This is a genomic window from Microbispora bryophytorum, assembly GCF_043197435.1.
Classification (GTDB): Bacteria; Actinomycetota; Actinomycetes; order Streptosporangiales; family Streptosporangiaceae; genus Microbispora; species Microbispora bryophytorum.
The window spans coordinates 546,720-571,966 of sequence record NZ_JBICTF010000002.1; the positions used below are offsets into that span (position 1 = coordinate 546,720).

Here is a 25,247-nt window from a genome sequence, read left to right on the forward strand (position 1 = left end):
GATGGATCCGGAAGGGTGATCGACCATGAGGTCAGTTTGCGCCGGGTTCGGCGGTCAGGGCGACGTGGAAACGTTCGAGCGTCGATCGCCGTGCTCGGCGGGTCGCCGAGCAGTGCCTATGGCGATCGGCGGCAGCGGTCGTTCGCCGAACTGCGAAGGACGCCGGCGTCAGCGGCGCACCCGGGTGGCGATGGTCTGCGCGCACACCAGGGACTCCGTGTGCGTGGTGTCCACCACGAGGTCGTAGACCACGCCCTCGTGAACCACCTCCGCCTGCAACGCGGCCATCCCTCTGACACGGTCACCCCGCGCGATCTCTCGTCCTGTGGCGACCGCGCTGTCGCACCTCACCCCGACCCAGAGCACCTCCAGCCCGGCAAGGACTTTCTGCCAGCGTTGCTGGGACGCCGCCCCGCCGAGGAACACGTCGTCCACGATGACCCGCGCGCCCGTGCGGGCCATCGCGGCGATGCCCGCCGTCCAAGCCGCGTCCAGCGTCAGGAATGCCGGCCCGACAAGGACCCGCCCGTCCGGGGCGAACTCGATCCCCGCGTCCGACGCCCGCATGGAGGCGGGCATCGCTTCGACCATCGTGTCGACCGAGAGGGCAAGCCACGGATCCGGCAGGACCGCCTGCAAGCACCGGGAGATCCCGGATTTGCCCGAACTGGAGCCGCCGTTGAGGACAATCACGTTTGTCGCCACCGCGTCACGCTAGAGTGCGGCCGCGTACGTCTCAAACGATTTTCAGGCGGCTATCCGTACCGTCCGCCGATGGTCTCCGGGGCCGTCCGCCGACGGCGCCGGAGGCCGCCGGGCGAGGGGCGAGATGCTCCATAAGCTTGAGTGGTTACCGTGAGCGCTGTTAGCTTCACCCGGTGGACGACATGCGTGCACGGGCGGAGGCGATCGAGCACTTCGCGGCGGCACTGCGAGAACTTCGCAAAACGGTCGGCAACCCACCTTTTCGAGAAATGTCGGGCCGGTCGGGGGCGATCTCACACACGACGTTGCACGAAGCCACCAAAGGCAACCGGCTTCCGAGCTGGGAGACCACCGTCGAGTTCGTCAAGGCGTGCGGCGCGGACCCGGCCGCGTACCGCGAACGCTGGGAGAGCGCCAACTTGGCGGTCAGGTCATCGAGCGCCGCAGGTCCTTCGAACCGCGCGGGCGTCTTCGCGGCCCGTCCGCCTGATGGACTCGAAGCCTCCGCCGCGGACGTCGCGGACGGCCGCACCGTGCACAACGCCACCGTGCACAACGCCAACGTGCACAACGCCACCGTGGACGGCGCCGATATGCACAGCGCCAACGTGGACAGCGCCACCGGGTCGCATGCCTTACGGCCTGCTGGTGAGATTCCGGCATCTCTGCCCACGCCGCCGCCACCGCCCGGCGAGATCGCGGGCGACGTCCGGCCGATCCCCTCTGCGCCAGGGAGTCGCGGGCGATTCCGGCCGGCCCGCCCGGCTGTGACCGCGCTCGCGGTAGCGGCCGTCGGCGTGGCGGTAGTGGTCCTCGTCGCGGTCGCCGTCAATCGTGGCTCCGGGACCGACGGGCACAGCGCGAACGCGTCCGGGAGCCCGTCGACGACCTCGCTGTCGGCAGCCGACTGCCCGGTGCACCCCACCAACCCTCCGTGGAGCCCGCCTGCGCACGAGGGTGATTCGGCGAAGTTCATCGGAGACATCACGCTGCCCGACTGCACGCGCGTCGGCCCCCGCCAGACCGTGACCAAGGTGTGGCGGCTCAAGAACGCCGGAACCGTGCCGTGGAGGGGATATTCGTTACATCGCCTCGACCTCCCGCAGCAACCTGATCAATGCCAGACCGTCTCCGACGTACCGATCATGGACACGCGGCCCGGAGAGATGGTCGACATCCGCACCGACATCACCACGCCGAAGAAGCCGGGCTTGTGCTACGTGCGGTTCAAGATGATGGAGGGCTCGGGGCAGGTCGCGTTCCCCGGGGGCCGGCCACTCAACTTCCAGGTCATCGTCGGCTGACACACCTGTTCCCCGCCGCGCATGACACGACGGGGAACCAGGGGCTGACGGTCGCCGGGGGTTCAGCGTCCGAGAACGATCCCCTTGTAGTAGTACGTGAGGATTCTGGAGTAGCTCCAGCCCGCCTCGGCCTTGTCGCGGGAGCCGGTCTGCGACATCCAGTCGCCGGTGGCCCAGTGGCGGCACGCCGTCGTCGTGGAGCAGTACTGGGCCTTGAAGATCTTCCCGCCGCGCGTCATCCGGACGCCCCATGTCGCGTCCACCGCGGCGTTCGTCGCCGCCGTCGCGGAGCCGGGCTTGTAGACCTGGCTGGACGTGTTGTCGGAGACGTCGTAGCACTGGCCGCTCGGCGTCTTGCTCGCCGACCTCAGCGCCCAGTACCAGCCGAAGTGCTTGACCGCGATCGCCCCGGCCCTGAGAGACTCCCTCGGCCAGTACGACCGCCACTCGTTGGGCAGGACGTTCTTGATGTAGGTCTTGAAATCCACCCGATCCACGCGATTGAGGGATTTCCGGTAGACGAGGATCGTCGTGGGCAGCTTGGTGTACGTGCCGTCGGTCTTACACCCGGTCGGCGGTGCGGAGCTCAGGAACCGGTGGGAGGCGTTCTCGTTCTTGAGGCCGGGCTTGAGGTTGCCCCTGGCTCCGGATGCGAAGTCCTGGTAGACGCTGCCGCCGTAGTTGCTGTTGAAGTAGACGCGTACGGTCTTGCCGCTGCGGTTCCAGACCGAGGCCGCGGCATTCTTGACGCACTTGCCCTTGCCGGCACCGGGCCCCTTGAAGTCGAAGCAGGAGGGCTGCCGGGTGCCGTAGTCACCGACCGATCCGGTGAAGTCGGACAGCGATCCCTGGTTGTTGCTGTTGAAGTAGTAACAGAACTCACCGGTCTCGCACACGCCGTTGCGCGTGGCCGCCGAGGCCGGCGAGGCGGTGGCGAGCACCGTCCCACCGAGCACCGTCGCGGCGGCAGCCGTGGTGAGCGCCGCCCTACCGAGCATCGCCCTGCCGAGCACCGTTCTGCCGAGCACCGGCGCGGCGGACGCCGCGGCCAGAGGCGAGATCAGCCGTGCAGTTCGTGGAAACACCGTTGCCTTCCTCTCCATCAGAGACCGCGGCGCGTCAGCGGACGTTGTAGCCCTGGGAGATCCAGAACGAGGTCGGGTTCGGATTGCTCAGAGTCGAGTCGCCGACGCTCTTGGCGGCGAGCTTCTGCCGTCCAGGGCGCATCTCGACGTGGGTGTGGGCGGCCCCTTTGGACGACACTCCGTGCCACGCCTCGTCCGCGATGACCTGACCGCGTGAGATCTGCTGGCCCACACGCAGCGAGGACAGCGGAGCGGAGTGCAGGTAGATGATCGTCTTGTTCAGCGAGGCGTTGTAGACGGCGATCGTGGACAGTCCCGAGCCGCCGTTGCGCCCGCGCACGAGGTTGATGATCTGACCGCTCACCAGGGCGTGGACATCCGAATCCACACTGCGGGCGATGTCGATGCCCTCATGCCGACCGGAGGTGTGCACGTAACCGTCGAAGCCGCAGCTGATGTGGCCGCCGCCGGTCTTGTACAGCGCGTACGACATGTTGACGCGTACCGATGACGACGGGCCGAACTGGTGGGAGGCGTTCTCGTTCTTGAGGCCGGGCTTGAGGTTGCCCTTGGCTCCGGGCGCGAAGTCCTGGTAGACGCTGCCGCCGTAGTTGCTGTTGAAGTAGACGCGTACAGTCTTGCCGCTGCGGTTCCAGACCGAGGCCGCGGCGTTCTTGACGCACTTGCCCTTGCCGGCGCCGGGCCCCTTGAAGTCGAAACAGGAGGGCTGCCGGGTGCCGTAGTCACCGACCGATCCGGTGAAGTCGGACAGCGACCCCTGGTTGTTGCTGTTGAAGTAGTAACAGAACTCACCGGTCTCGCACACGCCGTTGCGCGTGGCCGCCGAGGCCGGCGAGGCGGTGGCGAGCACCGTCCCACCGAGCACCGTCGCGGTGGCGGCCGTGGTGAGGATCTTGTTGAGGGTTCCCATGGTGTTCTCCTTCGTGTCTGTGCGGCCTGGGTTCTCGGATGGTCAGCGGCCCTGGTACTCCTCCCAGGTGCGGATGGTCACCTTCGGGCCGTCGTCCGGGCCACGGCCGGCGAGCCCGTTCAGGCCGAGGTAGTAGTCACCGATCTGGTGCTGGGCCTGGCTGGAGAGGTCGGTGTCGTTGATGGCGGCGGCATGGATGTGCCACGGCCAGTCGTCCTGATCGGGGTTGCGCAGCCATGCCGCGAAGCCGACACGTCGCAACGCATGGACGACGGCCGTGCGGGTGGCGGAGTTCATCCCCTTGACCGAGATGTCGACGACGCCGCCGCCGTCGTGGGTGCCCGCGGACGTGGGGTCGCCGCCCCGGTTGTACGACCCCTGCAACAGCACGAGATCGCGGCCGAGCAGCCGCTTCGCCTCGACCAGCATGCTCCGCGTACGGGTGTCGACGACGACACCGCCGACGGACACCCGGGGACCCGGCCCGATGACGTGGGTGACCGTGAAACGGCCGGCTCCGAGCCTGGTGAGCGACACCTTGCCCGGAAGGCCGTTGGCGGCGAGACCAGTGAAGCCGAGCGACCTCTGGAACTTCGCGAGGGCGGCGACCGTCGTGGTGCCGAAGTAGCCGTCCACCCACTTCGCGTCGAGCAGGTGCCGGTCGCGCAGCGCCCGCTCGACGAGGAGCACGCCGGCTTTGGCGCCCGGGGTCAGCGTGTCGTCAGATCTCCTCGGGTCGATCTGTGCCGCCTTGACCGTGGCCTCCATGTCCACGCTCGGAAGGGCGGCGGCGTCGGCTGCCTGTGCCGCCGACGTCCCGGACACTCCGGTCAGGCAGGCGAGCAGGACGGCCGCCACGGGGGCGGCGGCGCATGGAGGCAGCTTCATCGTTTCTCCTGGTGACGAACGCCGGCAGGTGATTCCTGCGGCAGATCCACGGTTTCGGATCGCTCACGCTGTCCTCAAGGAGATCGTGTTGTCAGCCTGTACGGCAGGCGCCTCGTACAGGCGTACGCGCCGCCTGACAGGTGATCCCAGGGCGAGCGAGCCCCGCAGCCTGACGCGGGGCGGCGCTCGGGCAGGTCGACGCGGACGCGTCCAGCCGCGGTGAGGCGCTCGGGCCGGTGGGAATCGGCTTCGCCTGCGGTGGACTGCGGCGTGGACCGTGGGCGAGGGTTTGTCTGGCTGGTCAGCAAAGTGCTGGTGTGCGAGGTGGCCCGGTCCTGTGTGACGGCGTTGCTGCACTTGCGCGCCGTACAGCAGACAACCCTCGTGACCGGCGGCAACCCGACCCGCGCTTAGCTTCGTGCTACACGCCTAGCTTCGTGCTACACGTCTGACGTTGTGCAGCACGTGCAGCAGCCACTCGAAACGGGGATGTTCTTCACAATGAGTGCCCGATACGCATGGTCCGAACGCTTCCCTGCGGGGCGTCCCGTGACCAAGGGCTCTGATTACCCGGCGGTCAGTCCACTGGGCGATCTGTACCCTCCGGCTGCCGAAGCCGAGGTCCGCGAGCTTGAAGCGGGGCTGGGTGTGAAGCTGCCGCCGAGTTACCGGCAGTTTCTCCTGTTCGCCAACGGGTGGGGCAGCGACGATGACTGCCGCCTGCTGCGCATCGAAGAAGTCGGTTGGCTCCGCGATGTCGATCCCCCGATCGCCGAGAGCTGGTCAGCACCCAAGCCGGATAACTCCTGGAGCGTGCCCGACGAGCTCTACTTCGTCTACGGACCGGAGCAGGACTCCATCCGTTACCGAGGGGAGTATGTGCCCGACACCCTTCTGATCGGATATTGGGACGATGGAGCCGTTCTCCTCAATCCCCACGTCAGCACCGCTGAAGGTGAGTGGGAAGCCTGGTATCTCGCGCCATGGCTCCCCGGTGCCAAGCGCTACAGGTCCTTCTGGGACCTCGCGATGGACGAGCTGAGATTGCGATACCCGAGCTGACGTCCCGTTCGTCGTTGAGCTTCGCCGGCTCGGGTCCGGGCCGTCACCCCGCCACGGTTCTCCGCAGGCCGAGCCTGCCCGGGGTCCCGACGATGTCGTGGATCGACATGCCTGGCGACGACAGCGTCGGCACGGCCAAGCAGCTTGCGGTGGGGAGCCGGGTCGTCCGACTCGCCGCCAAGGGTCGGTGGCTGCTGGTGCGGGCAGGTTCGGCCGTCATCGCCTCTGCGCGCGACGCCAAGGCGCGTCATCGACGGACCGGCCGACCCCATCGCTTCGGCTCGGGTCGCGGTCGTTGGACCGGCATTGCCGGCGGACGGGCTGCGCCGTGAGCGGGGATCGGCAGGGCCCTGCCGGTCTTCGGGTGGTCAGCTGAGGGTGTTCAGGAAGTCCTTGACGGCTGCGGCGAAGCCATCCGGGTCGGTGGTGTGGGCGAAGTGGTCGCCGTGGAGTTCGGCGAGCCGGGTGTTGGCGCGGCGGGCGACGATCTCCCGGCCGTCCTCGGGGGTGATGACCTGGCTGTCGCGGGCCAGCACGAACAGGGCGGGGCACTCGGTGGAGGTCCAGTCGGCCCAGTGGTCGCCGTGCGTTCCCTGTTCCGAGGTGATGGTGTCCTGCGGGTGGAACGGCAGACGCCAGCCGCCGTCGGCCGTGGAGCGCAGCTTGTCGCCGAGCATCGGGGCCAGCGGGCCGATGGCGTCCAGGAGCGCCTGCCGGTCGGGGGCGGTGTAGGGCATCGACAGGACGAACGACAGTGCGCTGGGGCCATCGTCGAGATCACAGACCGGGCCCTCGACGTTGACGATGGCCGACACACGCTCGGGGTGCCGGGCGGCGATCTGGAAGGCGGTGATGCCGCCGCCGGAGTGGCCGAGGGTCACGGCCTCCTCGATCCCGAGGTGGTCCAGGAGGGCGATCGCGTCGGCGACGTAGTCGTCGCGAGTGTAGGAGGCGGCCCGGTCGGAGTCGCCGTGCCCGCGCTGGTCGGGTGCGATGACCCGATACTGCGGTGCTAGTCCCTGGGCCAGCTGCGCCCAGGTCTGGCCCTCGTAGAGGTGACCGTGCAGGGCCAGCAGCGGCCGGCCCGGTCCACCGAAGTCCAGGTAGGACAGTCGGCGGCCGTCGATGTGGAGCTCGCCGCGGATCGCGGTGATGCCGGTGTCGTTCATGATCGAACCTCCGTCAGGTGTCTGTCTCGATGAACAGCACTCTGTCCGCGCCCGCTGACCATGGGCACACCAACCGCTGACAGCCCACCTTCCTCTTTGGTCAGGCCGGAGAATCGCGGGTCGCTCATCAGCCGTCATGTCACTCGCGGATCACGTAGCGGGTGTGAGCCCCGTACATCCACTCCCTGTCGATCTCCCGGCCCGTCACCCGGCCGACAAGCGCCAGGGCAGAGGTGAGGCAGGTCGCCAGGGGCGGGCTGTACCCGTTGCAGGCGAGTCCGATGAAGTCCTGCCACTCGTCGGGGATTTCCGCCTCTCCGTAGTCCTCCCCGCTCTCCAGGCGGGCCTCCTCCCACGCGCAGTACTCCAGCCATCCCGCCGGCAGATCAGGGTCGTCCTCCCAACTGGAGTCGCCCCAGTCGAACTGCAACCCCTGCAGGTAGGGATCGAGCGCCTGCGGGTCGCTTCCCCAGCGCTTGCCGGGGACGGTGACGCTGAGTCCAGTGACGTACTCACCGTTGACCGCGTATTCGAGATCACGCGGCCCGTTCAGATCCCAGCCCACCAGCAGCGCCCGCCCGCCGAACGACAGCTCCCGCAATGCCCGCTCGCACTCGAACCCCTGCACCTGGATGATCTGCGTCCAGTCCGTCGTCAGCCGACCGGCCCAGACGACCCCCTCACGGTCGGAATACCGCTCGCGCAGGAGATCGGTCCAGGTGCACTCGACCGAGTCGTCCACATCCGCGACCGACACCCCCAGACGCCGGGCGGCCTCCCACACCTCCAAGCCCTCCACCCACGCGGCCATGAACCACTCGCCCATGCCATAGGACCGGACGAGATGCCAAAGGCGCTCCGACTGCCGCATTCCCGCTCCCTGCCCGTGCATCGTTCCGGGGGCGACTCAAGCAGACATCCCCGGCAGCTCCTTGATCGACGCCACGCCGAGGCTCTCACGATCACGCGCCTGCCAGGAACGGCCGACGGCCCGGCTCCATGACGGAAGAAGGCATCGCGAGAACGGTTGGGAGCCCCCCTGTTAGCAAGGGTGTTGGCAACGAGCTGGGATGATCTGGAAAGCAAGAAGGCCCTGAACGGCATATCGCCTGTTCAAGGGCCTTCTTCATGTGGCGCGGCCGAGAGGACTCAAACCCCTAACCTTCTGATCCCTAGGTCACTGAACGGCCTCCAGGATCGTTCAGAGTCGTTCGCCATGCTGGTCGACGGGACTCCGGCCGTTCAGATCCGTCCGGCTCGGTTCATATCGTCGCTTTGCGTGGCTCCCAAGGCGGCTCCCGGAGGATGGGTAGGACATCTGCTGGCCCAGCGGTATCAAAGGTGTGCTGACGGTGTAGCTGGAGAGCGATGGATGACCGATGATCTTGCCGAGGCGCTTCCCTCGGACAAGCTGAATGCGCTTCGGCTCGGCCGACTCCTCGTCGCCGAGGTGGAGACGAGTCGGCCGGGGTGCCGGGCATGGGTCGAGATCCGCCCGATCCTGACGGAGGCCGATGCCTCCGCTCGACGGGAGGGATGGACGCGAAGCGATGCGGGACGCGCCTTCCGACTTGTGCATCGTGAGTTCGTCGCCGAGTACCTCGACGGCTGGGACTACGACATGGGGAGCAGCGAGATCAAGCAGGCCTTGGCTCAGGATGAAGCAGGGCTCGTAGTGCGGCTTCAGGCATGGGGTGTGTCGCCCGAGCACCTCGCCTACCCATGGAACACCGACTACCCCGCGTAATGCGCTGTCAGCTTGGGAATAGGCTACTGACCTTGCCGTGCTGAGCTGGGAAAACAGGGTTGCAGGCTAGGGCGCGTCGAGTCCCCGTGATTCCCTGTCAGTGACCGTGGTTCCCCGCCTGTTCTGGCACGCATCTGGCACGGGAAACCCGCTCATTGTTCATCACTTGACGGCAGCCTGGTTGTGCTGCCTCTGATAGCCGATCTTGTCGGTAGCGGAGTCTATGCTTTCCGTCCATGACCAGAGATAAGACTCCTGCCGTGCAGATAAAGCAGATGGATGTGGAGGTGGAGGTGGATTACGGCCAGGTTTATCTCGTGGATGAGGGGTGTGACGCGTACGGCCAGTTTGATGACGTGCCGGGCCACCCTGTGGGGATCATCCGAGTGGAGAAAGGCAGTGCCCTCCTGTTTGTGGGCCCTCAGTGGGGACCCGTGGAGTTCACGGTGGCTGTTGCCGATCGGGATCCGGGTGCTGACCTTGATGGCTACGAAGACATCGTCGAGATCAGCTACGAGTCCCTATCGGGCCGGCTTTCGCTGCAGGAGTGGGGAGGAGGAAGGACGTATCCTCTTTCTCCGCTGTCCGCCGGTCCCGGAACATATCGGTTGCGATATCACGTCAGAGGCATGGACGAAGAAATCGCGATCGAGGTAGGTGATCACTACTTCCTGCAGATCTGGCCTGAACCGCCACGTGATCCCACCGTGCTCAAATCAACGAGTTCGTCCTTTCAATATTGGCTGAACCCTGGATGATCTAGTCAAGTTGGCATGGAATAGAACGATCTGCATTTTCAGCTTTGGAATGCATGGATCACGACCCGTACGGGCGCTAACCTGGACGTGAGGCGGGTCATGAGTGACCGTGGTTGCCCCTCGTCACCCTGTCTAATTGCACGCTGATTGCACACTGATCAAGTGCATTCGTTGCTGTTCGATCAGCTAGGGAAGTTGCTCTCGGAGCGTCAGCCACTGGTCAAGCCTTCTCGCCGTCGGCGTCGTCGACAAATAGTCCCGGATGTACTGGGCTGACCCCAGCAGGTTCTTGCACCGGCGGAGGGCCAGGATCTCCGTCCGAGGCCGCTGTTGCCAGTTGGTGGCCCACTCTGTGGCTTGCTCCAGTTGCAGAGGGAGGGCCGCCAGGATGTCCGCGGCGAGTGCGTCGGGGTTCCACAGGGATGAGCCCATGGGGCCGAGGTCGTTGATCAAACCTGCGCGCAGGTAGAAGCGGCTTGCATTGGCGCTGGTCGTATCTAGACCTGCAGCCTCGGCTCTGCCAATCGCATACATGGCCGTCTCTGCCCACACTCGCTGTCCTTCGCCCTGCTCGGGTTGATGGGCGTAGAAGCTGTTCAGCTCCCAGACGCTGAGCCAGTAGTTGATGAGGGTGGAAGGATCGTCGACCACGAGGTCACTTTCTCATGCGCGGCGCGCAAGCCTCCGCCTGCCTGATCACCCCGTGTGCCGTCGACCCGCCCGAAGGGGAAGCGGGCCAAGGCCGCCAGGTCCAGGTGGAGCGCCCGACTGGCCAATGAGGCCATCTCAGAGATCAGCAGAGAGCGGCTTGAGCAGGTCTTTCCCGCCGACTGGGTCTCTCGTCTCCGCAAGTCCCTCGGCGATGAGTGAAGCGATCGTCCTACCGCTCGGGCACCATCTTGCCCCCGATGGGCCGGCGATCGGCAGGCAACGTCCGACTGACACGAATGTAGGTAGGACCCTGGGATGACCCGCAGGGCCTTCCTCATGTCGGCTTATGTTGAAATATCAAGATGAATGATGAAGATCGCGCCGCACTGCTCGCGTTGCGGGATAGCTTCGCGGCACTGGGTGCGGCGGATCCCGACAGTTTGGCTCTCTCGGAGATATCGGAAGACATCCCTCAACTGGCTCGCTTTCTAGCGCTACGACGCATCTGGCCAGAGCTGATCGACAGTTGGGCTGCTCCAGGTGCCTTGGAAAACATCCCGGCAGCGGCCCGACTACTCGCACACGGTGCGGACCGCAGCGATCTTGCCCAGCTCGCGCGAGTTACCGCCTATGAGGCGATATTCGGGCTGCTCTACAACCTCACCGCCGCCGGCCGCGACGGCGAAGCACCAGACGATTCCCCTGGCTGGCGACTGATGGAGACCACAGCATCAGGTGAACTAACAGGCAGAGCAGTCCGGCATCTTCACGAGGACCTACTCACCATGGACCCCTCAGGCCGCGACGGTCGGGATCTCTGGGATCGCCAGTAGATGCTGTGCTGTATCACGCTGCTGTACAGAGATCAAAAAGGCCCATCCCGATGATCGGAATGGGCCTTTGAGCTGGGCGCGGCCGAGAGGACTCGAACCCCTAACCTTCTGATCCGTAGTCAGATGCTCTATCCATTGAGCTACGGCCGCTTTGCTGCCTGTTCACCTGCGGTGCCCTGCAACAGGTGTAACTCTACCAGACCCGTCACCCCCGCTTGCGCCAATAGAGAGTCGCTCCGCCCCCGGTCAGGCCGACTCCTCAGCACGGCGGGAGAGCGAACCGACCGACCTCTCGCCAGTCGCCGTACCCGAGATGCTCGCTCTAGGCTCGCCTTGAGTTCGGCGAGGTTCGTGAGGATCCGCATGACCGCACCTGTTCATGCGAACCCGGGACCGGCCGAATCGGGGGACTCGAAGCGCGCCGCCGTCCACACTGGTTCCATCGGGGGGCGAGCGAGCTTTACCACCAACGGCAAGATGTACGTCACCGTGGGTGACGGACGAGTCATGGCTTGCGGGGTATCAGCACAACGCGGGGTGCACGCCGGAACACACCCCGACGTGGAGGAGACGTGGACGAGCGACCCGGCCCACCCGGCAAACGGTATCGACTCCGCGGGCTCATCGCGGTCGTGGCCGCGGGTCTCGTCTTCTGGGCGCTCATCATCCTGCTGCTGGTCAAGCTGCTCGGGTGAGCCCGCGGGGAGGGGACGTGCCGGCCGGAGACCAGCCCCGGCCGGCACCGGTCGTCACTCGCCGCTCTGAATGCTCTCGACCAGGTTGAGATGCTCCCGGACCACCGGCTTGGCGTCCTGGGCCAGGTTCTTCACATCCGGGGAAGAACCGGTCGAGATTTCCTTGTCCAGGAAGTTCAGGGTGTCGCGGTGGTCCTTGACCTGCGCGTCGATCCACGCGCGATCGAACTCGGTGCCGCCCTTGGCGGCGAACCGTCGCAGTTCGGCCTGTTGCTCCTCGCTCGGCCGGCTCGGCAGGTCCACGCGCAGCTTCTCGGCCACCCGCTTGAGCTGGTCGTCGAGGGAGGTGTGATCCTCCACGAACTTCTTGCCGGCGTCTCTGACCGACTGCTTGCCGGCCTGCCGTTCGGCGAGCTGCCCGCCCTGGATCTCCGCGAGGTTGTCCTGGTGCGCACCGATCAGGAATGCCTTGTCCTGGTCACTGACACGCGGTGGCGCCGCGTACCCTGCGGTGACCCCTGACAGCGCCGCGACCAGGGCCGCCGCGAGGGCCGCCACCAGCACGATGAGCCATCTCAGCATCAGATCCCCCGATCCTTCACCGGACGGCCGAGCACCGGCTGATCGGCCTCGACCATCCGGGCATAACGCTTCAAATGCCTCATACCCACCAACGCGCCTCGGGTACGGCTCAATCCGTCATGGGCCGACAACCTTCACGTAGCCCGACCACGAACTCCTTCGGAACGGCCCCACCCGCTCCGGCACGTGGCCGGCCTTCGTCGCCGGGCCCGGCGCGTACGTACCGTTTGGGGCTGCGCTCAAGCGTCAATCCTGGATCGACCTATAGAAGAACGAAGCTCACCCCGGGGCATACGGAAGAAGACAACGGAAATTCACCAATCTCTACCTTGGTTCGTCCCGGTTTCGAGGTGATGCTGGCGAATGTCTGTCCCCTCGCCCCCACAAGGAGGTCTCGTGCAGACTCCGCGACGCTCCCGGCCGTCCTGGCCGGGACGGCTCACCGTCGTGATCGCCGCCATCGTGTCCCTCACCGGAGTGACCGGCACCGTCCCCGCCCACGCGTCGGTCTACGGCTCCTGCACCATCTCGCGCTGCGCCGACGCCCGCTCGGCGAACGCGATCTGGGCCGGGAAGGGGTATCCCACCAGCAGCGGCTGGTACTCCTGGCCGGACGGCAAGTACAACTACACCGGCGGGCGCTTCTACAACCGGGAGGGCCAGCTCCCGAGCGGCGCCACCTACAACGAGTACGACGTCTACTCCCGTGCGCGCGGCGCCTCGCGTGACGCGTACCGGATCGTCGTCAACCGCAGCACCGGCGTGACCTGGTTCTCGCCCAACCACTACACCGACTTCTACAGGCTTTAGGACGTCTCATGACCTCCGCCGCGCGTCCGCTGCCTCCGTGGCTGACAATGACCACCGATCCGGTCCCGGCGGTCGTCGACGGGCGGGCCTGCCGGACCCGTGCCGCCTTCTTCGACGAGGTGGCACGGGCCCTGGGCCTCCCGGCCTACTTCGGCCACAACTGGGACGCCCTCACCGACTCTCTGCGCGACATCGGGCCGGTCCACCTGGCCGTGCGGCACGCCGAGGAGCTGCTCGACGCCGAACCTCCCGGGCAGTTCGCCACCCTGCTGGCCGTCCTCGCCGGCGCCGCCGAGGCCGGGCTGACCCTGACCCTCCACACGGACCCCACCCACACGTCCCGGCTCCGTCACCGCCTGATCGACGCGCTGTCCTGATCGACGCCCTGGCCTGATCGACGCCCTGGCCTGATCGACGCCCTGGCCTGATCGACGCCCTGGCCTGATCGACGCCTTGGCCTGATCGACGCCTTGGCCTGATCGACCGTACGATCCCCACCGGGCCACAGGGGAGGACAGGGCCATGCTCGATCCGATCACCGACTTCGCCGCACGGGGAGCCCTCGGCCCCCTGAGACTGGGCATGCATCGATCGGAACTCCTCGCCGAACTCGGTCCACCCGACGGCACCACGGGACAGCCGGAGGGAGAGCCCGTCATGTGGTACTACGACGACCTCCAGATCGGGCTCTCGGGGCACCACGTCGTGTGGCACATCGCGATCGAACCATCCGGCTCCCGCATCACACTGCCTGCGCCGATGCGTCCCAGGACGATCGAGGCCCCCGTGAAGGACACCCTGCTCCGCGACCTGGCGTCGCGAGGCGAAGCCGCAGAGGAGTGCGTGCCGTACGCGCCGGGCGAGTCGTGGTGGCGAGTCCCCACGTCAGGAGTCCTGCTGTCCTTCCGGGAGGACGGATCACCGAACAACATCCATTTATCCGATAGCTCCCTTCTCCGCTCCGGCCCGGACGTCACCAGGGAACGGGGCCGAAGCGGTCGATGAACCGGCCCGTTCCGCCGTCGGCTCCCTCGGTCGCGAGCGTCACGATCGCGTCGGTCCCCTCCGTCACGGTCTGGGGGCCGCTGTGCCCGTTGAGGTCGGTCGCGGTGTAGCCGGGGTCGGCGGCGTTGACCCGGATTCCGGGCAACGCCTTCGCGTACTGCGTCGTGAGCATCGTCACCGCGGCCTTCGACGACGTGTACAGCGGCCCCACGACCGTCGATTCCACCCGTTGCGGGTCGTGGGTCAGCGCGAACGACCCCGTGCCGCTGCTCACGTTGACGATCGCCGGGTGCGCCGACCTGCGGAGCAGAGGCAGGAAGGCGCTGGTCACCCGGACAATGCCCACGACGTTCGTCTGGAAGACCTCAAGGGCCTGGTCCGCGGTCAACTCGTCGGCGGGCACGTGCGGGCCGAGGATCCCGGCGTTGTTGATCAAAACGTCGACGCGGCCCTCGTGCGCGGCGACGTCGGTTGCCGCGGCGGTCACGGACGCGGCGTCGGTGACGTCGATCCGCACGAAGCGTACGCCGAGCTTCTCGGCAGCCGCCCGGCCTCGCTCGGGGTCCCGGGCACCGAGGACGACGGTGTGTCCGAGGTCGGCGAGGCGGCGGGCGGTCTCGAATCCGAGGCCCTTGTTGGCCCCGGTGATGAAGGTGATGGTCATGCTTCCGAGCGTCGGCCTTCCGGGCGCGGGCAGCCAGGGAGAGCTCGCCGGTAGGACAGGCAGTACCACCCTGGCGTCCCGCCGCCGACGCAGAATGGGCGCATGACGACGGACGAGACGAGCCTCGGCGCGACGATCCGCGCCTGGCGCGACCGGCTGTCCCCCGCGGCCGTCGGCCTGCCCGCCGGCCGCGTACGCCGTGCCGCCGGGCTGCGCCGCGAGGAGCTGGCCGACCTCGCGGGCGTGTCGGTGGACTACGTCGTACGGCTGGAGCAGGGGCGGGCGACCACACCGTCGGCGCAGGTCGCCGCCGCACTGGCACGGGCCCTGCGGCTCGACCACGCCGAGCGCGATCATCTCTATCGGCTCGCCGGGCTGCAGCCGCCCCCGGACGATGTGATCAACGAACACATTCCGCCCGGGATGCAGCGGGTGCTCACCCGGCTGGGCGACGCGCCGGTCGCCGTGTTCGCCGCCGACTGGCGGCTGGTGTGGTGGAACCGCAGTTGGGCGGCGCTCCTCGGCGACCCCTCCGTGCTCGCGCCGGAGGAGCGGAATCTGGTGCGCTCGCGTTTTCCTGTTCCGTCCGATCGGGGGCGCCTCGCGGCGTGGCCCGTCGTCTCGGAGAACGCGGAGGCGACCGATCGGGCCATCGTCGCCGATCTGCGCCGCGCCTCCGGCCGTTATCCCCGGGACGCGCGCCTCAGCGGGCTGATCCGCCGGGAGCTTGACGGCAACCCGCGGTTCGCCCGGTTGTGGCACTCCGGCGCCGTCGGTACCCACGCGGAGGACCGCAAGACGATCCGGCACCCGGCGGTCGGGGACATCACCGTCGACTGCGATGTGCTCTCCGACTCGGACACCGACCTGAAGATCGTCGTCTACACGGCCGTACCCGGCAGCGAAGACGAGACCAAGCTCGACCTCACCCGCGTTGCCGGTGTCGCGGCTCCCGGATGGTGACGGCCCCGTCGTCGCGCCCTCGGAGCGTACGAGCTCGGGACGGATCGCGATGACGAGGCCGGTCGCGGTGACGAGGCCGGTCGCGGCGTGGCCCGCGAGCAGGTGGGCCGCACCCGACGACGTCCGGCACGGACATGCCGTCCGCGCCGGGGACGCCGGCGTCGGCCGCTGATCCCCGCGGGTGAGCCGAACCTTCAGGCTTCTTCGGGGTCGCGTCCGAGTATCGACCGGCCTCCGTCGACCGGAACGGTCGCGCCGTTGATGAAGCTCGCCTCGTCGGACAGCAGGTAGGCGACGGCGGCGGCCACCTCCTCCGGGCGTCCCACCCTGCCGACCGGGTGCAGCAGGCTCATCTCGTTCTCGACGCGTGCGGCCGCCGGGGGCTCCTGGTTGCGGAGGAACGCCTCATAGCGTTCGGTGCCGATCGAGCCGAGGGCGACCGCGTTGACCCGGACGCCGCGCGGTCCGTAGTCGACGGCGAGCGCACGGGTGAGTCCTTCGACAGCGGCCTTGGCCGTCGCGTACGGCAGGGAGCCACGCACCGGCCGCTGCGCCTGGTGGGAGGAGACGTTGACGATCGCCCCGCCCGCACCGGCGCTCAGAAAGCGGCGGATCGCGGTCATGCATCCGACGACCGCCGGGTTGAAATTCGCGCCTATGAGATCCAGGACCTCGCGCGCGGGCGGGAAGTCCAGTGAGGCCTCGCGGAACACGGCGGCGTTGTTGACCCAGCCGGCGAGCGGGCCCGCTGCCTGCGCCAGGTCGGCGGCCCGCTCCGTGACGGTCGCGTCGGCGGCGTCACCGGCCACCGCGATGACCCGGGAACCCGCCGGGTGGGTGCGGGTCCACTCCAGCGCCGACGGGTCGAATTCGATCACGACGACGCTGTTGCCGTCGTGAAGGAGTCGTTCGACGAGCGCACGTCCGACGCCGCGGCCACCCCCGGTGACAACGTACGAAGAGCCCACATCAGCCCCTTTTCGTGGATCGAGATCTACGTGGCCGACGAACGACGTACCCCGACGACCGGCGAGCTGTCCTCGACCAGGTGATCTTTCTCGAAGAGAACAGGGCCGGCGCCAGGTGCCGTACAAGGGGGCGGCCTGTCCGAAGAAGCGCCCTGCCGCATGAACGCCGGAAGCCGGGGGACCGATCGGGATGACGGCCTGACGGCGAGGAGGGCAATGGTGAAGGTCATCGCGTTCGACGTGAACGAGACCCTGCTCGACCTGCGACCGCTCGACCTCGCGTTCGACCGCCTGGGATTGGGGGGTCTGCGCGCGCAATGGTTCGCGCAGATGCTGCAGATCTCCTTCGTGGGCGGGCTGACCGGCGACTACGTGGATTTCAGCACCGCCCAGAGAGCCGCATTGTCGATGCTGGCGGAACGGCAGGGCCTGACCGTGACCTCCCAGGAGGTGACGGAGGTGGTGAGCCTGATGTCCTCGCTGCCGGCTCACCCGGAGGTGGCGGACGCGCTGGGAAGGCTGCGGCAGAGCTCGCTCACGCTGGTGGCGTTGACGAACTCTCCTGGACCGGTCGCCGAGGCACAGGTGACCGGCAGCGGAATCCGGGGGCACTTCGACGCCGTCATCTCGGCCGACTCGGTGAAACGACTCAAGCCGGCCCCGGAGCCGTACCTGGCCGTGGCGAAGGGGTTCGACGTCGGCATCGGCGAGGTGCGGCTGGTGGCCGCTCACTGGTGGGACGTGTCCGGCGCGCTGGCGGCGGGGTGCGCCGCCGCGTTCGTCGCGCGTCCCGGCATGGTGCTGAATCCGATCGGACGCCGGCCCGACATCATCGGGGCCGACCTTTCCGCGGTGGCCGATCGCATCCTGGCCGTAGACGTCTGACAGAGGTCGTCTACGAGCCGCGGCCCGACTGGAGCAGCCGAATCCGTTCGGCGAACTCCGGACGGGAGTTGACCAGGGCGATGTCGACATCGGCGCGCATACGCAGGTGGTTGGCCGGGCCGTTCCTGCGCAGCCGCCGATCTTGGGAGGTTCGGCCATGCCCTTAAGACACCGGATCAATACGACGTGCGCGTCACACGACAAGCCAGGTGCTGCTTACCGGAGCCGGGGTCGTAGCCCGTCGAGGATGAGCTGGGCGATGTGCGCGGAGCGCTCGCGGCTGGTTTCCGCGCCGGCGTGGCGGATCGCGGCGAAGGCGCCGGCGACCAGTGCCATCACCTCGTCGACGGTGAGATCGGGGCGTACCGCGCCGGCCACGTGTGCGCGATCCAGCAGGTCCGCGACATGGCGGGTGAGATCCGCCGCGACGTCCGGGGCCGCGGTACGCAGGTCGAACTCGGCCGCCACCAGCGCGCTCTTCACCGCCACGTTCTCCGCGCCGCTGGCCATCATCGCGGACAGCAGCCTGAACAGGGCCGCGGGATCGCTGGTGGCGGCAAGCGCGTGTGCGTCCGCCACCAGTTGCCTGAGCTGGTCTGTCGCGACGGCGAGATAGAGCGCTTCCTTCGTCGGGAAGTGCCGGTGCACGGTGCCGGGGCCAACGCCCGCGCGGCGGGCGATCTCATCGAGCGAGACACCGAGACCCTCCGTCGCGAACGACTGCTGCGCGGTTCGCAGGACACGCTCGCGATTGCGGCGCGCGTCGGCCCGCAGCTCCCGGTCGCTCCCGTGAGCCGCCGTCGGGCTCGCCGAGGCCGGCTGAGGTGGCTGAGGCGGCTGGCTGGACATGTCGATATCAGCATAATCGGGGCGCCGCACCGCATAGTATGGCGATAACCGGGGCGCCGCACCGGTTAGGGCGTACGCCGCTCATCATGACCGGATCCACCAGCCACGAGGGGACCAGGCCGATGACCACACGCGAGGACGCGACCGCCCTGGTGCGGCGGATGCAGGAGTGCTTCAACAGCCGGCGATTCGACCAGGCCGCCAACCTGCACACCCCCGGCTTCTTCAGCCATCCGCTCGGCACCCCCGGATTCGAGGCGGGCAAAGACGCCTGGCGCGCGCTCGTCGCCCGGTTTCCCGGCGTACGTGTCGTCGCCCAGGACATCCTGGTGGACGGCGACAAGGCCGCCGTCCGCTCGACCGTCGAGGGGATCACGGCCCCGGACGGTGACGCGCAGCCCATGCTGTTCGAGATATTCCGCATCGAGGGCGGCCGGTTCGCGGAGATGTGGGGGGCCAGCACGGGATTTCCGCCCGCAGCCAGCCCCGAAGATGTGACCGCCAGATCGGGCTCTTGACCTGCTCGGGCTGCTACCTCAGCCAATACGGCCCGCGCTGTCCGGCTCGGCGCCGGCGCCGTTCCCCTGATCCGGTTGTCCAGGGGCACGCACCATTTCTCCGGTCTGTCGGAGGGCTCTGTCAAGCTGGGCCGTGATGAATAAGAGTGTTCCGGTGTTCACGCAGATCACCGACGGACGGGAGATGTCTCCCGACCTGCGGCAGGAGTTGGTCGAGTGCTGGGTGACGGTGACCAACGCCGGGGGCGCGGCCGGCTTTCCCTTCCCTCCTGTCACCTCTGACGAGGTGGCGCCTGTGGCCGATCAGCTCATCGCCAGCCTCGACCCAGAGCGCGGCCGGTTACTCCTGGCCCTCGTCGGCGGGACTCTCGCCGGCTGGCTGAACGTACGCAGGAACGTCGACCCGCTGATCGCTCACTGGGGCACGGTTCATCACGTCCAAACACACACGAGCTTCCGTGGCAGGGGCATCGGCGCTGCGCTGATGCGCCAGGCGCGCCAGGTGGCCCGCGAAGAGATGGGACTCGAGCAACTGCGCCTCGCCGCCCGGGGCGGTGTGGGGCTCGAAGACTTCTATGGGCGGCTTGGCTGGAAAGAGATCGGCCGGTGGCCCGCTGCGCTACGGCTCGCCCCCGGCGATGATCGCGACGAGATCCTTATGGTGCTTGAGCTCTGACCACGTTTCGTCACGTGCCCTGAAGATCGCCGTACGCCGGAACGAGGTCACGACGAACGTCGCACTCTCGCGGAAGCTTGGTCGCGGGCCACGAGGACATGGCCGAACGGCCCCGAAGCTCGACAGCTGGGATCGGGTCCTGTGGCAGCCGGCGAAGGACAACGCGCCTCGACGCACATCCACGATGAAGGATTTCCACATCCAGTGGAAGAATCCATCACTTAAAGGTGGTTCTCCTCAATCCGCCGCAATCTCCGCATCACACGCCCCTGACGCCACCTTCTAGGTTGGAGCTCAGCACCACACCCGATCGAGGTAAGCCTCCCTCGCCGAGGTCGTCCGGACCGGATCCGCCGGACGAACGCTCCGGCTGGGGAGAGGAGTCAGCGATGTCATGCCGCTGTCACGGTGAGAACGAGCGCGGCCCTGAGCGGAAGCTCCGGACGGCACTCGCAGCGCTCCGGATGATCTCGTGGATCATCTGGATCGTGGTCGAATCCCACCGCACCTCGTAAGGGGTGGTCGGGCCTCCTACCGGCGCCGGGCGTCACCTTCAGCAGGTAGGAGGCCCTTCCACTTCCAGAAGATTAGTCCTGAGAGGTGCACATCCGAGCGATTTTCATGTGCGGACTTGCAATTCGGTGGCACCTTCTTCCACCACCTTGGGAAGTCATTCAACCGGCGGATTTCGTTCTGGGGCACTGACCGGGCGGTACCTGCGGTATAGGAGGACCTGCTGCCCTTGGCCGCCGATCGGCACGGCTCCTCATCCCTGCCGAACTCCTCGCCTACGACCAGGAGGACGAGCGGTCCCCCCACGTCCGCGCCGACCGTCGGTGCCAGCGGTGGAGATCGCGCACACGCCTGCGGTAGAGGAGTATCGGGAGCGGCCGGCGCTTCCCCCGCCCACCCGATCATGGAGGCATGACACATGGGTGATGTGGAATTCGTCCACTACCGAGGCCCGGAGGCAGCCCGCGCCCTGTCGGAGGAGTACGCCGACGCCTACACCGAAATCTACGCCGAGCCGCCTTACGACTCGGGGCCGCTGTACTCGCGGGAGCGGTTCCTGGAGCGGACGGGGCGGCAGGTATACCGGCCGGGGTTCGAGCTGCTGGCCGCCGTCGACGCCCGCACCCAGGCGCTGGCGGGGTTCTGTTTCGGGTTCTGTTTCCCAGAGGGCGGTTGGTGGGGCGGCGAGACGTCCGAGCCGCCCGCCGACGTGATCACCGTGGAGAAGGTCGCGGTGATCGAGCTGGTCCTGCGCAAGGCGTACCGGGGGTGCGGGCACGGCAAGGCGCTCTTGGAGACGTTCCTGGCCGGGCGGTCCGAGCCGTGGGCGACGTTGCTCGCGCACCCGGCCGCGCCGGCACACGCCCGGTACGAGCGGTGGGGTTGGCGGAAGGTCGGCACCGTACAACCGGCGCCCGATGCGCCTGTGGTGGACGCCATGGTGCTCAACCGAGTTCCTGCTCGCTAGGCAGGAGAAGCCGGTCACGCGACAGCGGCGTTCACCTCCGACCTGTGCACATCGGTCGCGGAGGAGCTCGCCGAGCAGGCGGGCGTGGCGATCGCGGCGTTCGTGCCAGTGAGCGACGCTGACGGTGAAGTCGTGCGTGAGCCACGCCATGCGACGGTCCGCCGCATCGGTGCCAACTTCACTCCGGGCTTTCCGCGAAGGCCACGAGGTCAGCGGCCGACCAGGCCAGCTCACCGTTGCGCAGTTCGTCGACGACCGAGCGGAGCCACTGCAGTTCCGCCGCAGTCACGACGCGCAGATATTCGGCTTCCAGCATGGTGATGCGAGGGAGTCCGTGTCCGGTTTCAGCGCTTATTTCGGCCTCTAGTGCGGCCAGTGCTTCGCTGAGCGTTCTGACACGCCGATCCAAGGCATCGCCTATTTCCTGAGGGGCGAGCATCAGCAGATGGGACAACGCCGCCGGGAACTCCGGAAACTCCTGCTTGGGTATGGCCAGCATGTCCAGCAGCCACTCGCGGGCCACCGCGCGTCCCGCATCGGTGATCTCATAGACGGTTCGCTCCGGATACGCCTGGTCGCGCTCGGTCTCTCGCACACCGATCAGGCCGGCGGTGACGAGGCGGTCGATCGTCCGGTAGAGGCTCGTTCGCTGGCCCACGTTGACCACCTTGTCCTTTCCCCACTGCTTGATCAGCCGCTGGATGCCGTAGGGGTGCAACGGCTTGTACTGCAACAGCGCCAGGACGGTCAGGGCGAGAGGCGAGCCGGTACGAGGAGTGGTCATTCCCCCACACTAACACCGGACACTAGTTGACTAGAAACTAGTTACCGTGACACTATCCGGAGAGTCGGTTCGCAGCGATCCAAGGGACTCCACAATGACCATCCAGGAACGGCCGCAGGCGGCAGAGCTCGCCACCAGCTTCGTCACCTCCGACGACGGCACCCGTATCGCTTTCCACACCATCGGGCGCGGACCCGGTGTTGTGCTGCTGCACGGCTCCATGGAGACGGCCAGGAATCACGTGACCATGGCCGAAGAGCTGGCCGACGCGTTCACCGTCCACCTGCCCGACCGCCGCGGCCGCGGCCAGAGCGGGCCGTACGGGGACGACTACAGCGTGCGGAAGGAAGTGGAAGACCTCGACGCGGTTCTGAAGGAGACGGGTGCCCACTACGTCTTCGGCGTCAGCGCAAGTGGCGTCGCCGTGCTCCAGGCGGCACGCACGCTACCGGCGATTCACAAGGTCGCCGTGTACGAACCGGCACTGCTTCTGGAGGACATCCCTCAGTTGACCGGGTGGATCGACCGCTTCGACCGGGAGATGGCCGAAGGCAAGGTGGCAGCCGCATTGGTGACCAGCATGCTCGGACTTCGACTTGGGCCGCCGATCATGAACGTCATGCCGCGAGGGCTACTGACCTGGCTGACCGGCCTGCTGACGAAGAGCGAGGACAAGAATGCCAAGCCAGGCGATGCGACCATGCGCATGCTCGCCCCGACTCTGCACTACGAAGGCGTGCTGATGGCCGAGCTGGCCGACACCCTGGACCGTTTCGCCGACATACAGGCTGAGGTGCTCCTGCTCGGCGGAAGTAAGGGACTCCCCTTCCTCAAGCCCGCGCTGTCCGGTCTGGAGAAGACCATTCCCCACGTCGAACGGATCGAGTTCCCCGGACTCGACCATGACGCGTCAGGAGATGTGAGCAAGCGCAACCCCGCCGGCCGTCCGGAGATCGTGGCGGCCGAACTGCGGCGTTTCTTCACGTCGGCCGCCTAAGGGCCAGAGCCTCGGGACCATCTTGTCGACCGCTCCGGCTTCGCTGCCTTCGGAAGGAGTAGAGGGGAGGTGTGGCGGCCGGCTTCCTGTCCGCCGACCATGCCGGTATGGGCGTCCTCGCCGATCAGATCCAGGCCGTCCCCGGTGTCTCCATCGCCGTCCACGACGGCGGTCCGTTCCTCTTCTACATCGGCCAGCTCGCGCTCGTCGTCCAGCCCGCGCTCGTCGTCCAGCTCGCCGTCGTCCGCCGCGTCAAGGTCTGGACGCCCTTCCTGGTCCTGCTCGACCTCCTCCTCCCGTTCATCTCTTCGCTGCCGTTGGGCGATCCCAGCGAACCTGGCTTCGAGATGCTGATCCCTCGCTGGGAAGAGCATGACCCTGAAACCGCAGAGGGAGGCCGACGCGACCATCACGCTTCCTGACGGCACCCGCCACTTCGCCACCTTCATGACCCTCGGAGTTGTCAGCAGGGTCATGGAGCGCTGACAGGACACGGGCGAATGCCTCAACGGCCGATACTTCTGGACCTCCGACTTGTTCATCAGCCGTGAGGCGGCCTCGCCTCGATGGTCGACGCCACGAGAGACATGATCATAATTGGAGAGATCGGGTGTGATGTCACGGTACGGGAGGAGTGGGAGGCCGTCACCGAGGCCGCCCATGGCTGAGTCGTCAGGATCGGCGGACCAGCAGGGAGACCAGCGACAGCACCACGAGGACCGCGGCCAGCGCGATCGCCGTGTACCAGCCGTAGGAGATGGAGACGTGGAAGCTCGTTCCGAGTTCGCGCAGATCATCGGCCGTCAACATCCCCGCGCTGGGATGCTTGGAGTGCAGGTCGTCCTGGCGAATCCAGAACACGGCCATCGACGCGGCCGCGACGCCGCCGGGCACGACCGCCCAGGCGGCGGACAGGCGCCGGGTGAGCGCGTCGGTGACGGCGACGGCCATCGCGGCCACGGCCATGACCAGGGTGATGACTCCCCACTGTGTCGCGAGACCGGCGACGTCGGCATTGTCGATGGGCAGGGTGATCGACCCGAGCAGCTTGCCGACCCTTCCCCAGGGAAGGAACGTCGCGGCACCCAGGAAGAGGGCCGCGGCCGCGACCGCGTATGCCGTCGCCCGGCGGCCCGCACCGGCCCGCTCGCCGCCTGGCGCCGCCGGTCGCGCGACCTGCCGGGTAGGCGGCTCCCCGACCGGCCGGGTGGGCTCAGCGGAAAGCAGGGTGCCTGATGCCGAGGCCTGCGCACCCGCGATGAGCAACGTCTCCGGTGTCGACGAGGACTGCGTCCCGCCGAGCAGGCGGAGCAGGATCGCGCGTGCGCTGGGGCGCCCGGCAGGGTCCTTGGCGAGGCATTCGGTCACGATGCCGTGCAGCGCTCCCACAAGCCGGCCGAGGTCGGGCTCGCCGGTCAGGATGCGGTGCATCACCGCGGGGATCGAGTCCTGCCCGAACGGCGTGACGCCGTTGGCGGCGTAGGCGATGGTGCACGCCCAGGCGAAGACGTCTGCGGCCGGGCCGACCTCGCCCCCCTCGATCTGCTCGGGTGCCATGAAAGCGGGCGTGCCGACGATCGCACTCGACAACGTGCCGGTCGCGTCCAGGGCGCGCGCGATGCCGAAGTCGATGACGCGTGGCCCATCGGCGCCCATGATGACGTTGCTGGGCTTGAAGTCGCGGTGCACGATCCCGGCCTCGTGGATGGCGGCGAGCGCGGTCACCGTCGCGATCGCCAACCTCTCCAGTGCGGGCCCCTGAGGCGCCCGGCCGGCCGCGATCACCTGGGAGAGCGCCGGACCGTCCACGAACTCGCTGACGATGTAGGGCCTGTCGCCTTCCACGTCCGCGTCCAGCACGCGTGCCGTACAGAACGCGGCGACTTTTCCGGCGTGCGCCAGCTCAGCCGCGAACCGTGCTCGGGCCTTGGCGTCCCCGCTGAACCGCGCGTGCAACAACTTGACCGCGACAAGCTCGGCGTTCACCCCCACGCCCCGGTACACCACGCCCTGGCCGCCCTCACCGAGCAGACCGACGATCCGGTACGCACCGACCTGACGGGGATCATCCGCGCGAAGCTGCTGCGACCCTTGCAATTCATCCTCCACGGGTACGCGGAAACGGAGGCGACATTACCGGAGCTGGTGGTTCTTCCGACACGAAACGATCGTTAACGCAAGGGGATCCGGTCAATACGATCCCGCTCCGTAGAGGAACCCGCCGGTGTGATCGCCGCT

General features: G+C 67.5%; 31 protein-coding genes and 1 tRNA gene. 18 read left to right on the forward strand and 14 right to left on the reverse strand.

All coding sequences use genetic code 11. The features are described 5' to 3' along the window. Positions 1-168: 168 nt before the first annotated feature. A complete protein-coding gene (cpt, locus tag ACGFIB_RS07445; protein ID WP_142567847.1) occupies positions 169-705 on the reverse strand; it encodes a chloramphenicol phosphotransferase CPT in 537 nt (178 codons plus the stop codon). Between the two features lie 182 nt (positions 706-887). On the opposite strand from cpt, the gene ACGFIB_RS07450 reads away from it, so the two are divergent. Further along, positions 888-2,009, forward strand: coding sequence for an NBR1-Ig-like domain-containing protein (locus ACGFIB_RS07450; RefSeq protein WP_393370026.1), 1,122 nt, complete (start codon positions 888-890; stop codon positions 2,007-2,009). A 62-nt stretch (positions 2,010-2,071) separates the two neighbouring features. On the opposite strand, the gene ACGFIB_RS07455 is transcribed toward ACGFIB_RS07450, so the two are convergent. From ACGFIB_RS07455 to ACGFIB_RS07465, 3 genes are read right to left on the reverse strand one after another with little or no spacing between them, the layout of a single operon-like run. Further along, positions 2,072-3,094, reverse strand: a complete 1,023-nt coding sequence (locus tag ACGFIB_RS07455) for a SpoIID/LytB domain-containing protein (RefSeq protein ID WP_393369303.1) — start codon at positions 3,092-3,094, stop codon at positions 2,072-2,074. Positions 3,095-3,128: 34 nt separating this feature from the next. Then, positions 3,129-4,025 carry a peptidase inhibitor family I36 protein gene (locus tag ACGFIB_RS07460; protein ID WP_393369306.1) on the reverse strand — a complete coding sequence of 299 codons (897 nt, stop codon included), beginning with the start codon at positions 4,023-4,025 and terminating at the stop codon, positions 3,129-3,131. A gap of 42 nt (positions 4,026-4,067) precedes the next feature. Then, positions 4,068-4,913, reverse strand: a complete 846-nt coding sequence (locus ACGFIB_RS07465) for a peptidoglycan-binding domain-containing protein (RefSeq protein ID WP_357258535.1) — start codon at positions 4,911-4,913, stop codon at positions 4,068-4,070. Between the two features lie 549 nt (positions 4,914-5,462). On the opposite strand from ACGFIB_RS07465, the gene ACGFIB_RS07470 reads away from it, so the two are divergent. After that, positions 5,463-5,975, forward strand: coding sequence for an SMI1/KNR4 family protein (locus ACGFIB_RS07470; RefSeq protein ID WP_393369310.1), 513 nt, complete (start codon positions 5,463-5,465; stop codon positions 5,973-5,975). Positions 5,976-6,067: 92 nt separating this feature from the next. After that, positions 6,068-6,307: an NUDIX hydrolase gene (locus ACGFIB_RS07475; RefSeq protein ID WP_357241436.1), complete on the forward strand. Its 240-nt coding sequence runs from the start codon at positions 6,068-6,070 to the stop codon at positions 6,305-6,307. Positions 6,308-6,343: 36 nt separating this feature from the next. Here the strand turns inward: ACGFIB_RS07475 and ACGFIB_RS07480 are convergent, their stop codons facing one another. Beyond that, complete coding sequence (locus ACGFIB_RS07480; protein ID WP_393369314.1) at positions 6,344-7,144, reverse strand: alpha/beta fold hydrolase; 801 nt, start codon at positions 7,142-7,144, stop codon at positions 6,344-6,346. 139 nt (positions 7,145-7,283) lie between these two features. Beyond that, complete coding sequence (locus ACGFIB_RS07485; RefSeq protein WP_393369317.1) at positions 7,284-8,015, reverse strand: DUF6461 domain-containing protein; 732 nt, start codon at positions 8,013-8,015, stop codon at positions 7,284-7,286. 501 nt (positions 8,016-8,516) lie between these two features. On the opposite strand from ACGFIB_RS07485, the gene ACGFIB_RS07490 reads away from it, so the two are divergent. Beyond that, positions 8,517-8,891: a hypothetical protein gene (locus tag ACGFIB_RS07490; RefSeq protein WP_393369320.1), complete on the forward strand. Its 375-nt coding sequence runs from the start codon at positions 8,517-8,519 to the stop codon at positions 8,889-8,891. Between the two features lie 236 nt (positions 8,892-9,127). Beyond that, on the forward strand, positions 9,128-9,649 hold the full coding sequence (locus ACGFIB_RS07495) for a hypothetical protein (protein WP_357258524.1): 522 nt from the start codon (positions 9,128-9,130) through the stop codon (positions 9,647-9,649). A gap of 186 nt (positions 9,650-9,835) precedes the next feature. On the opposite strand, the gene ACGFIB_RS07500 is transcribed toward ACGFIB_RS07495, so the two are convergent. Then, entirely contained in the window at positions 9,836-10,300 is a 465-nt protein-coding gene (locus tag ACGFIB_RS07500) for a hypothetical protein (RefSeq protein ID WP_393369323.1), read from the reverse strand. 362 nt (positions 10,301-10,662) lie between these two features. Between ACGFIB_RS07500 and ACGFIB_RS07505 the strand changes: the two genes are divergently transcribed. Next, entirely contained in the window at positions 10,663-11,133 is a 471-nt protein-coding gene (locus tag ACGFIB_RS07505) for a hypothetical protein (RefSeq protein ID WP_357258518.1), read from the forward strand. Positions 11,134-11,210: 77 nt separating this feature from the next. On the opposite strand, the gene ACGFIB_RS07510 is transcribed toward ACGFIB_RS07505, so the two are convergent. Then, positions 11,211-11,283, reverse strand: a tRNA-Arg gene (locus ACGFIB_RS07510). Between the two features lie 422 nt (positions 11,284-11,705). On the opposite strand from ACGFIB_RS07510, the gene ACGFIB_RS07515 reads away from it, so the two are divergent. Continuing rightward, complete coding sequence (locus ACGFIB_RS07515) at positions 11,706-11,828, forward strand: hypothetical protein (protein ID WP_263407668.1); 123 nt, start codon at positions 11,706-11,708, stop codon at positions 11,826-11,828. Between the two features lie 54 nt (positions 11,829-11,882). On the opposite strand, the gene ACGFIB_RS07520 is transcribed toward ACGFIB_RS07515, so the two are convergent. Continuing rightward, a complete protein-coding gene (locus ACGFIB_RS07520; protein ID WP_393369327.1) occupies positions 11,883-12,410 on the reverse strand; it encodes a DUF4142 domain-containing protein in 528 nt (175 codons plus the stop codon). Between the two features lie 396 nt (positions 12,411-12,806). Here ACGFIB_RS07520 and ACGFIB_RS07525 point away from each other — a divergent pair, with 396 nt between their 5' ends. From ACGFIB_RS07525 to ACGFIB_RS07535, 3 genes are all read left to right on the forward strand, one after another. Continuing rightward, complete coding sequence (locus ACGFIB_RS07525) at positions 12,807-13,220, forward strand: ribonuclease domain-containing protein (protein ID WP_317984827.1); 414 nt, start codon at positions 12,807-12,809, stop codon at positions 13,218-13,220. An 8-nt stretch (positions 13,221-13,228) separates the two neighbouring features. Continuing rightward, a complete protein-coding gene (locus tag ACGFIB_RS07530; RefSeq protein ID WP_393369330.1) occupies positions 13,229-13,597 on the forward strand; it encodes a barstar family protein in 369 nt (122 codons plus the stop codon). Between the two features lie 145 nt (positions 13,598-13,742). Then, positions 13,743-14,225, forward strand: coding sequence for a hypothetical protein (locus tag ACGFIB_RS07535; RefSeq protein WP_393369333.1), 483 nt, complete (start codon positions 13,743-13,745; stop codon positions 14,223-14,225). Here the strand turns inward: ACGFIB_RS07535 and ACGFIB_RS07540 are convergent. Next, the gene (locus ACGFIB_RS07540) at positions 14,194-14,889 is read right to left on the reverse strand and encodes an SDR family NAD(P)-dependent oxidoreductase (RefSeq protein ID WP_357241418.1); all 696 of its coding nucleotides are present in this window, start codon (positions 14,887-14,889) and stop codon (positions 14,194-14,196) included. The two genes, ACGFIB_RS07535 and ACGFIB_RS07540, sit on opposite strands and share 32 nt — an antisense overlap. 102 nt (positions 14,890-14,991) lie before the next feature. Between ACGFIB_RS07540 and ACGFIB_RS07545 the strand changes: the two genes are divergently transcribed. Beyond that, entirely contained in the window at positions 14,992-15,852 is an 861-nt protein-coding gene (locus tag ACGFIB_RS07545) for a helix-turn-helix domain-containing protein (protein ID WP_393369338.1), read from the forward strand. 194 nt (positions 15,853-16,046) lie between these two features. On the opposite strand, the gene ACGFIB_RS07550 is transcribed toward ACGFIB_RS07545, so the two are convergent. Further along, the gene (locus ACGFIB_RS07550; protein WP_393369341.1) at positions 16,047-16,820 is read right to left on the reverse strand and encodes an SDR family NAD(P)-dependent oxidoreductase; all 774 of its coding nucleotides are present in this window, start codon (positions 16,818-16,820) and stop codon (positions 16,047-16,049) included. Between ACGFIB_RS07550 and ACGFIB_RS07555 the strand changes: the two genes are divergently transcribed. Next, on the forward strand, positions 16,749-16,904 hold the full coding sequence (locus tag ACGFIB_RS07555; RefSeq protein ID WP_357242107.1) for a hypothetical protein: 156 nt from the start codon (positions 16,749-16,751) through the stop codon (positions 16,902-16,904). The two genes, ACGFIB_RS07550 and ACGFIB_RS07555, sit on opposite strands and share 72 nt — an antisense overlap. Before the next feature lie 132 nt (positions 16,905-17,036). Next, positions 17,037-17,705, forward strand: coding sequence for a haloacid dehalogenase type II (locus tag ACGFIB_RS07560; protein WP_393369344.1), 669 nt, complete (start codon positions 17,037-17,039; stop codon positions 17,703-17,705). Positions 17,706-17,921: 216 nt separating this feature from the next. Here ACGFIB_RS07560 and ACGFIB_RS07565 read toward each other — a convergent pair whose 3' ends face one another. Continuing rightward, positions 17,922-18,554: an SbtR family transcriptional regulator gene (locus tag ACGFIB_RS07565; RefSeq protein WP_393369347.1), complete on the reverse strand. Its 633-nt coding sequence runs from the start codon at positions 18,552-18,554 to the stop codon at positions 17,922-17,924. Between the two features lie 86 nt (positions 18,555-18,640). On the opposite strand from ACGFIB_RS07565, the gene ACGFIB_RS07570 reads away from it, so the two are divergent. The 3 genes from ACGFIB_RS07570 to ACGFIB_RS07580 all read left to right on the forward strand — a co-directional run bounded on the left by ACGFIB_RS07570 (position 18,641) and on the right by ACGFIB_RS07580 (position 21,228). Beyond that, on the forward strand, positions 18,641-19,072 hold the full coding sequence (locus tag ACGFIB_RS07570) for an ester cyclase (protein ID WP_393369350.1): 432 nt from the start codon (positions 18,641-18,643) through the stop codon (positions 19,070-19,072). A 154-nt stretch (positions 19,073-19,226) separates the two neighbouring features. Beyond that, positions 19,227-19,748 carry a GNAT family N-acetyltransferase gene (locus ACGFIB_RS07575; RefSeq protein ID WP_393369352.1) on the forward strand — a complete coding sequence of 174 codons (522 nt, stop codon included), beginning with the start codon at positions 19,227-19,229 and terminating at the stop codon, positions 19,746-19,748. 931 nt (positions 19,749-20,679) lie between these two features. Continuing rightward, positions 20,680-21,228 (forward strand): hypothetical protein, encoded by a 549-nt coding sequence (locus tag ACGFIB_RS07580; RefSeq protein WP_357258489.1) that lies wholly within the window; start codon positions 20,680-20,682, stop codon positions 21,226-21,228. Positions 21,229-21,406: 178 nt separating this feature from the next. Here ACGFIB_RS07580 and ACGFIB_RS07585 read toward each other — a convergent pair whose 3' ends face one another. Next, entirely contained in the window at positions 21,407-22,012 is a 606-nt protein-coding gene (locus ACGFIB_RS07585; RefSeq protein WP_393369355.1) for a PadR family transcriptional regulator, read from the reverse strand. Positions 22,013-22,106: 94 nt separating this feature from the next. On the opposite strand from ACGFIB_RS07585, the gene ACGFIB_RS07590 reads away from it, so the two are divergent. Both ACGFIB_RS07590 and ACGFIB_RS07595 read left to right on the forward strand, forming a co-directional pair. After that, entirely contained in the window at positions 22,107-23,009 is a 903-nt protein-coding gene (locus ACGFIB_RS07590) for an alpha/beta fold hydrolase (RefSeq protein WP_393369358.1), read from the forward strand. 71 nt (positions 23,010-23,080) lie between these two features. Continuing rightward, on the forward strand, positions 23,081-23,431 hold the full coding sequence (locus ACGFIB_RS07595; RefSeq protein ID WP_357258480.1) for a hypothetical protein: 351 nt from the start codon (positions 23,081-23,083) through the stop codon (positions 23,429-23,431). A 250-nt stretch (positions 23,432-23,681) separates the two neighbouring features. On the opposite strand, the gene ACGFIB_RS07600 is transcribed toward ACGFIB_RS07595, so the two are convergent. Beyond that, complete coding sequence (locus ACGFIB_RS07600) at positions 23,682-25,106, reverse strand: serine/threonine-protein kinase (protein ID WP_393369362.1); 1,425 nt, start codon at positions 25,104-25,106, stop codon at positions 23,682-23,684. Between the last annotated feature and the right edge of the window lie 141 nt (positions 25,107-25,247).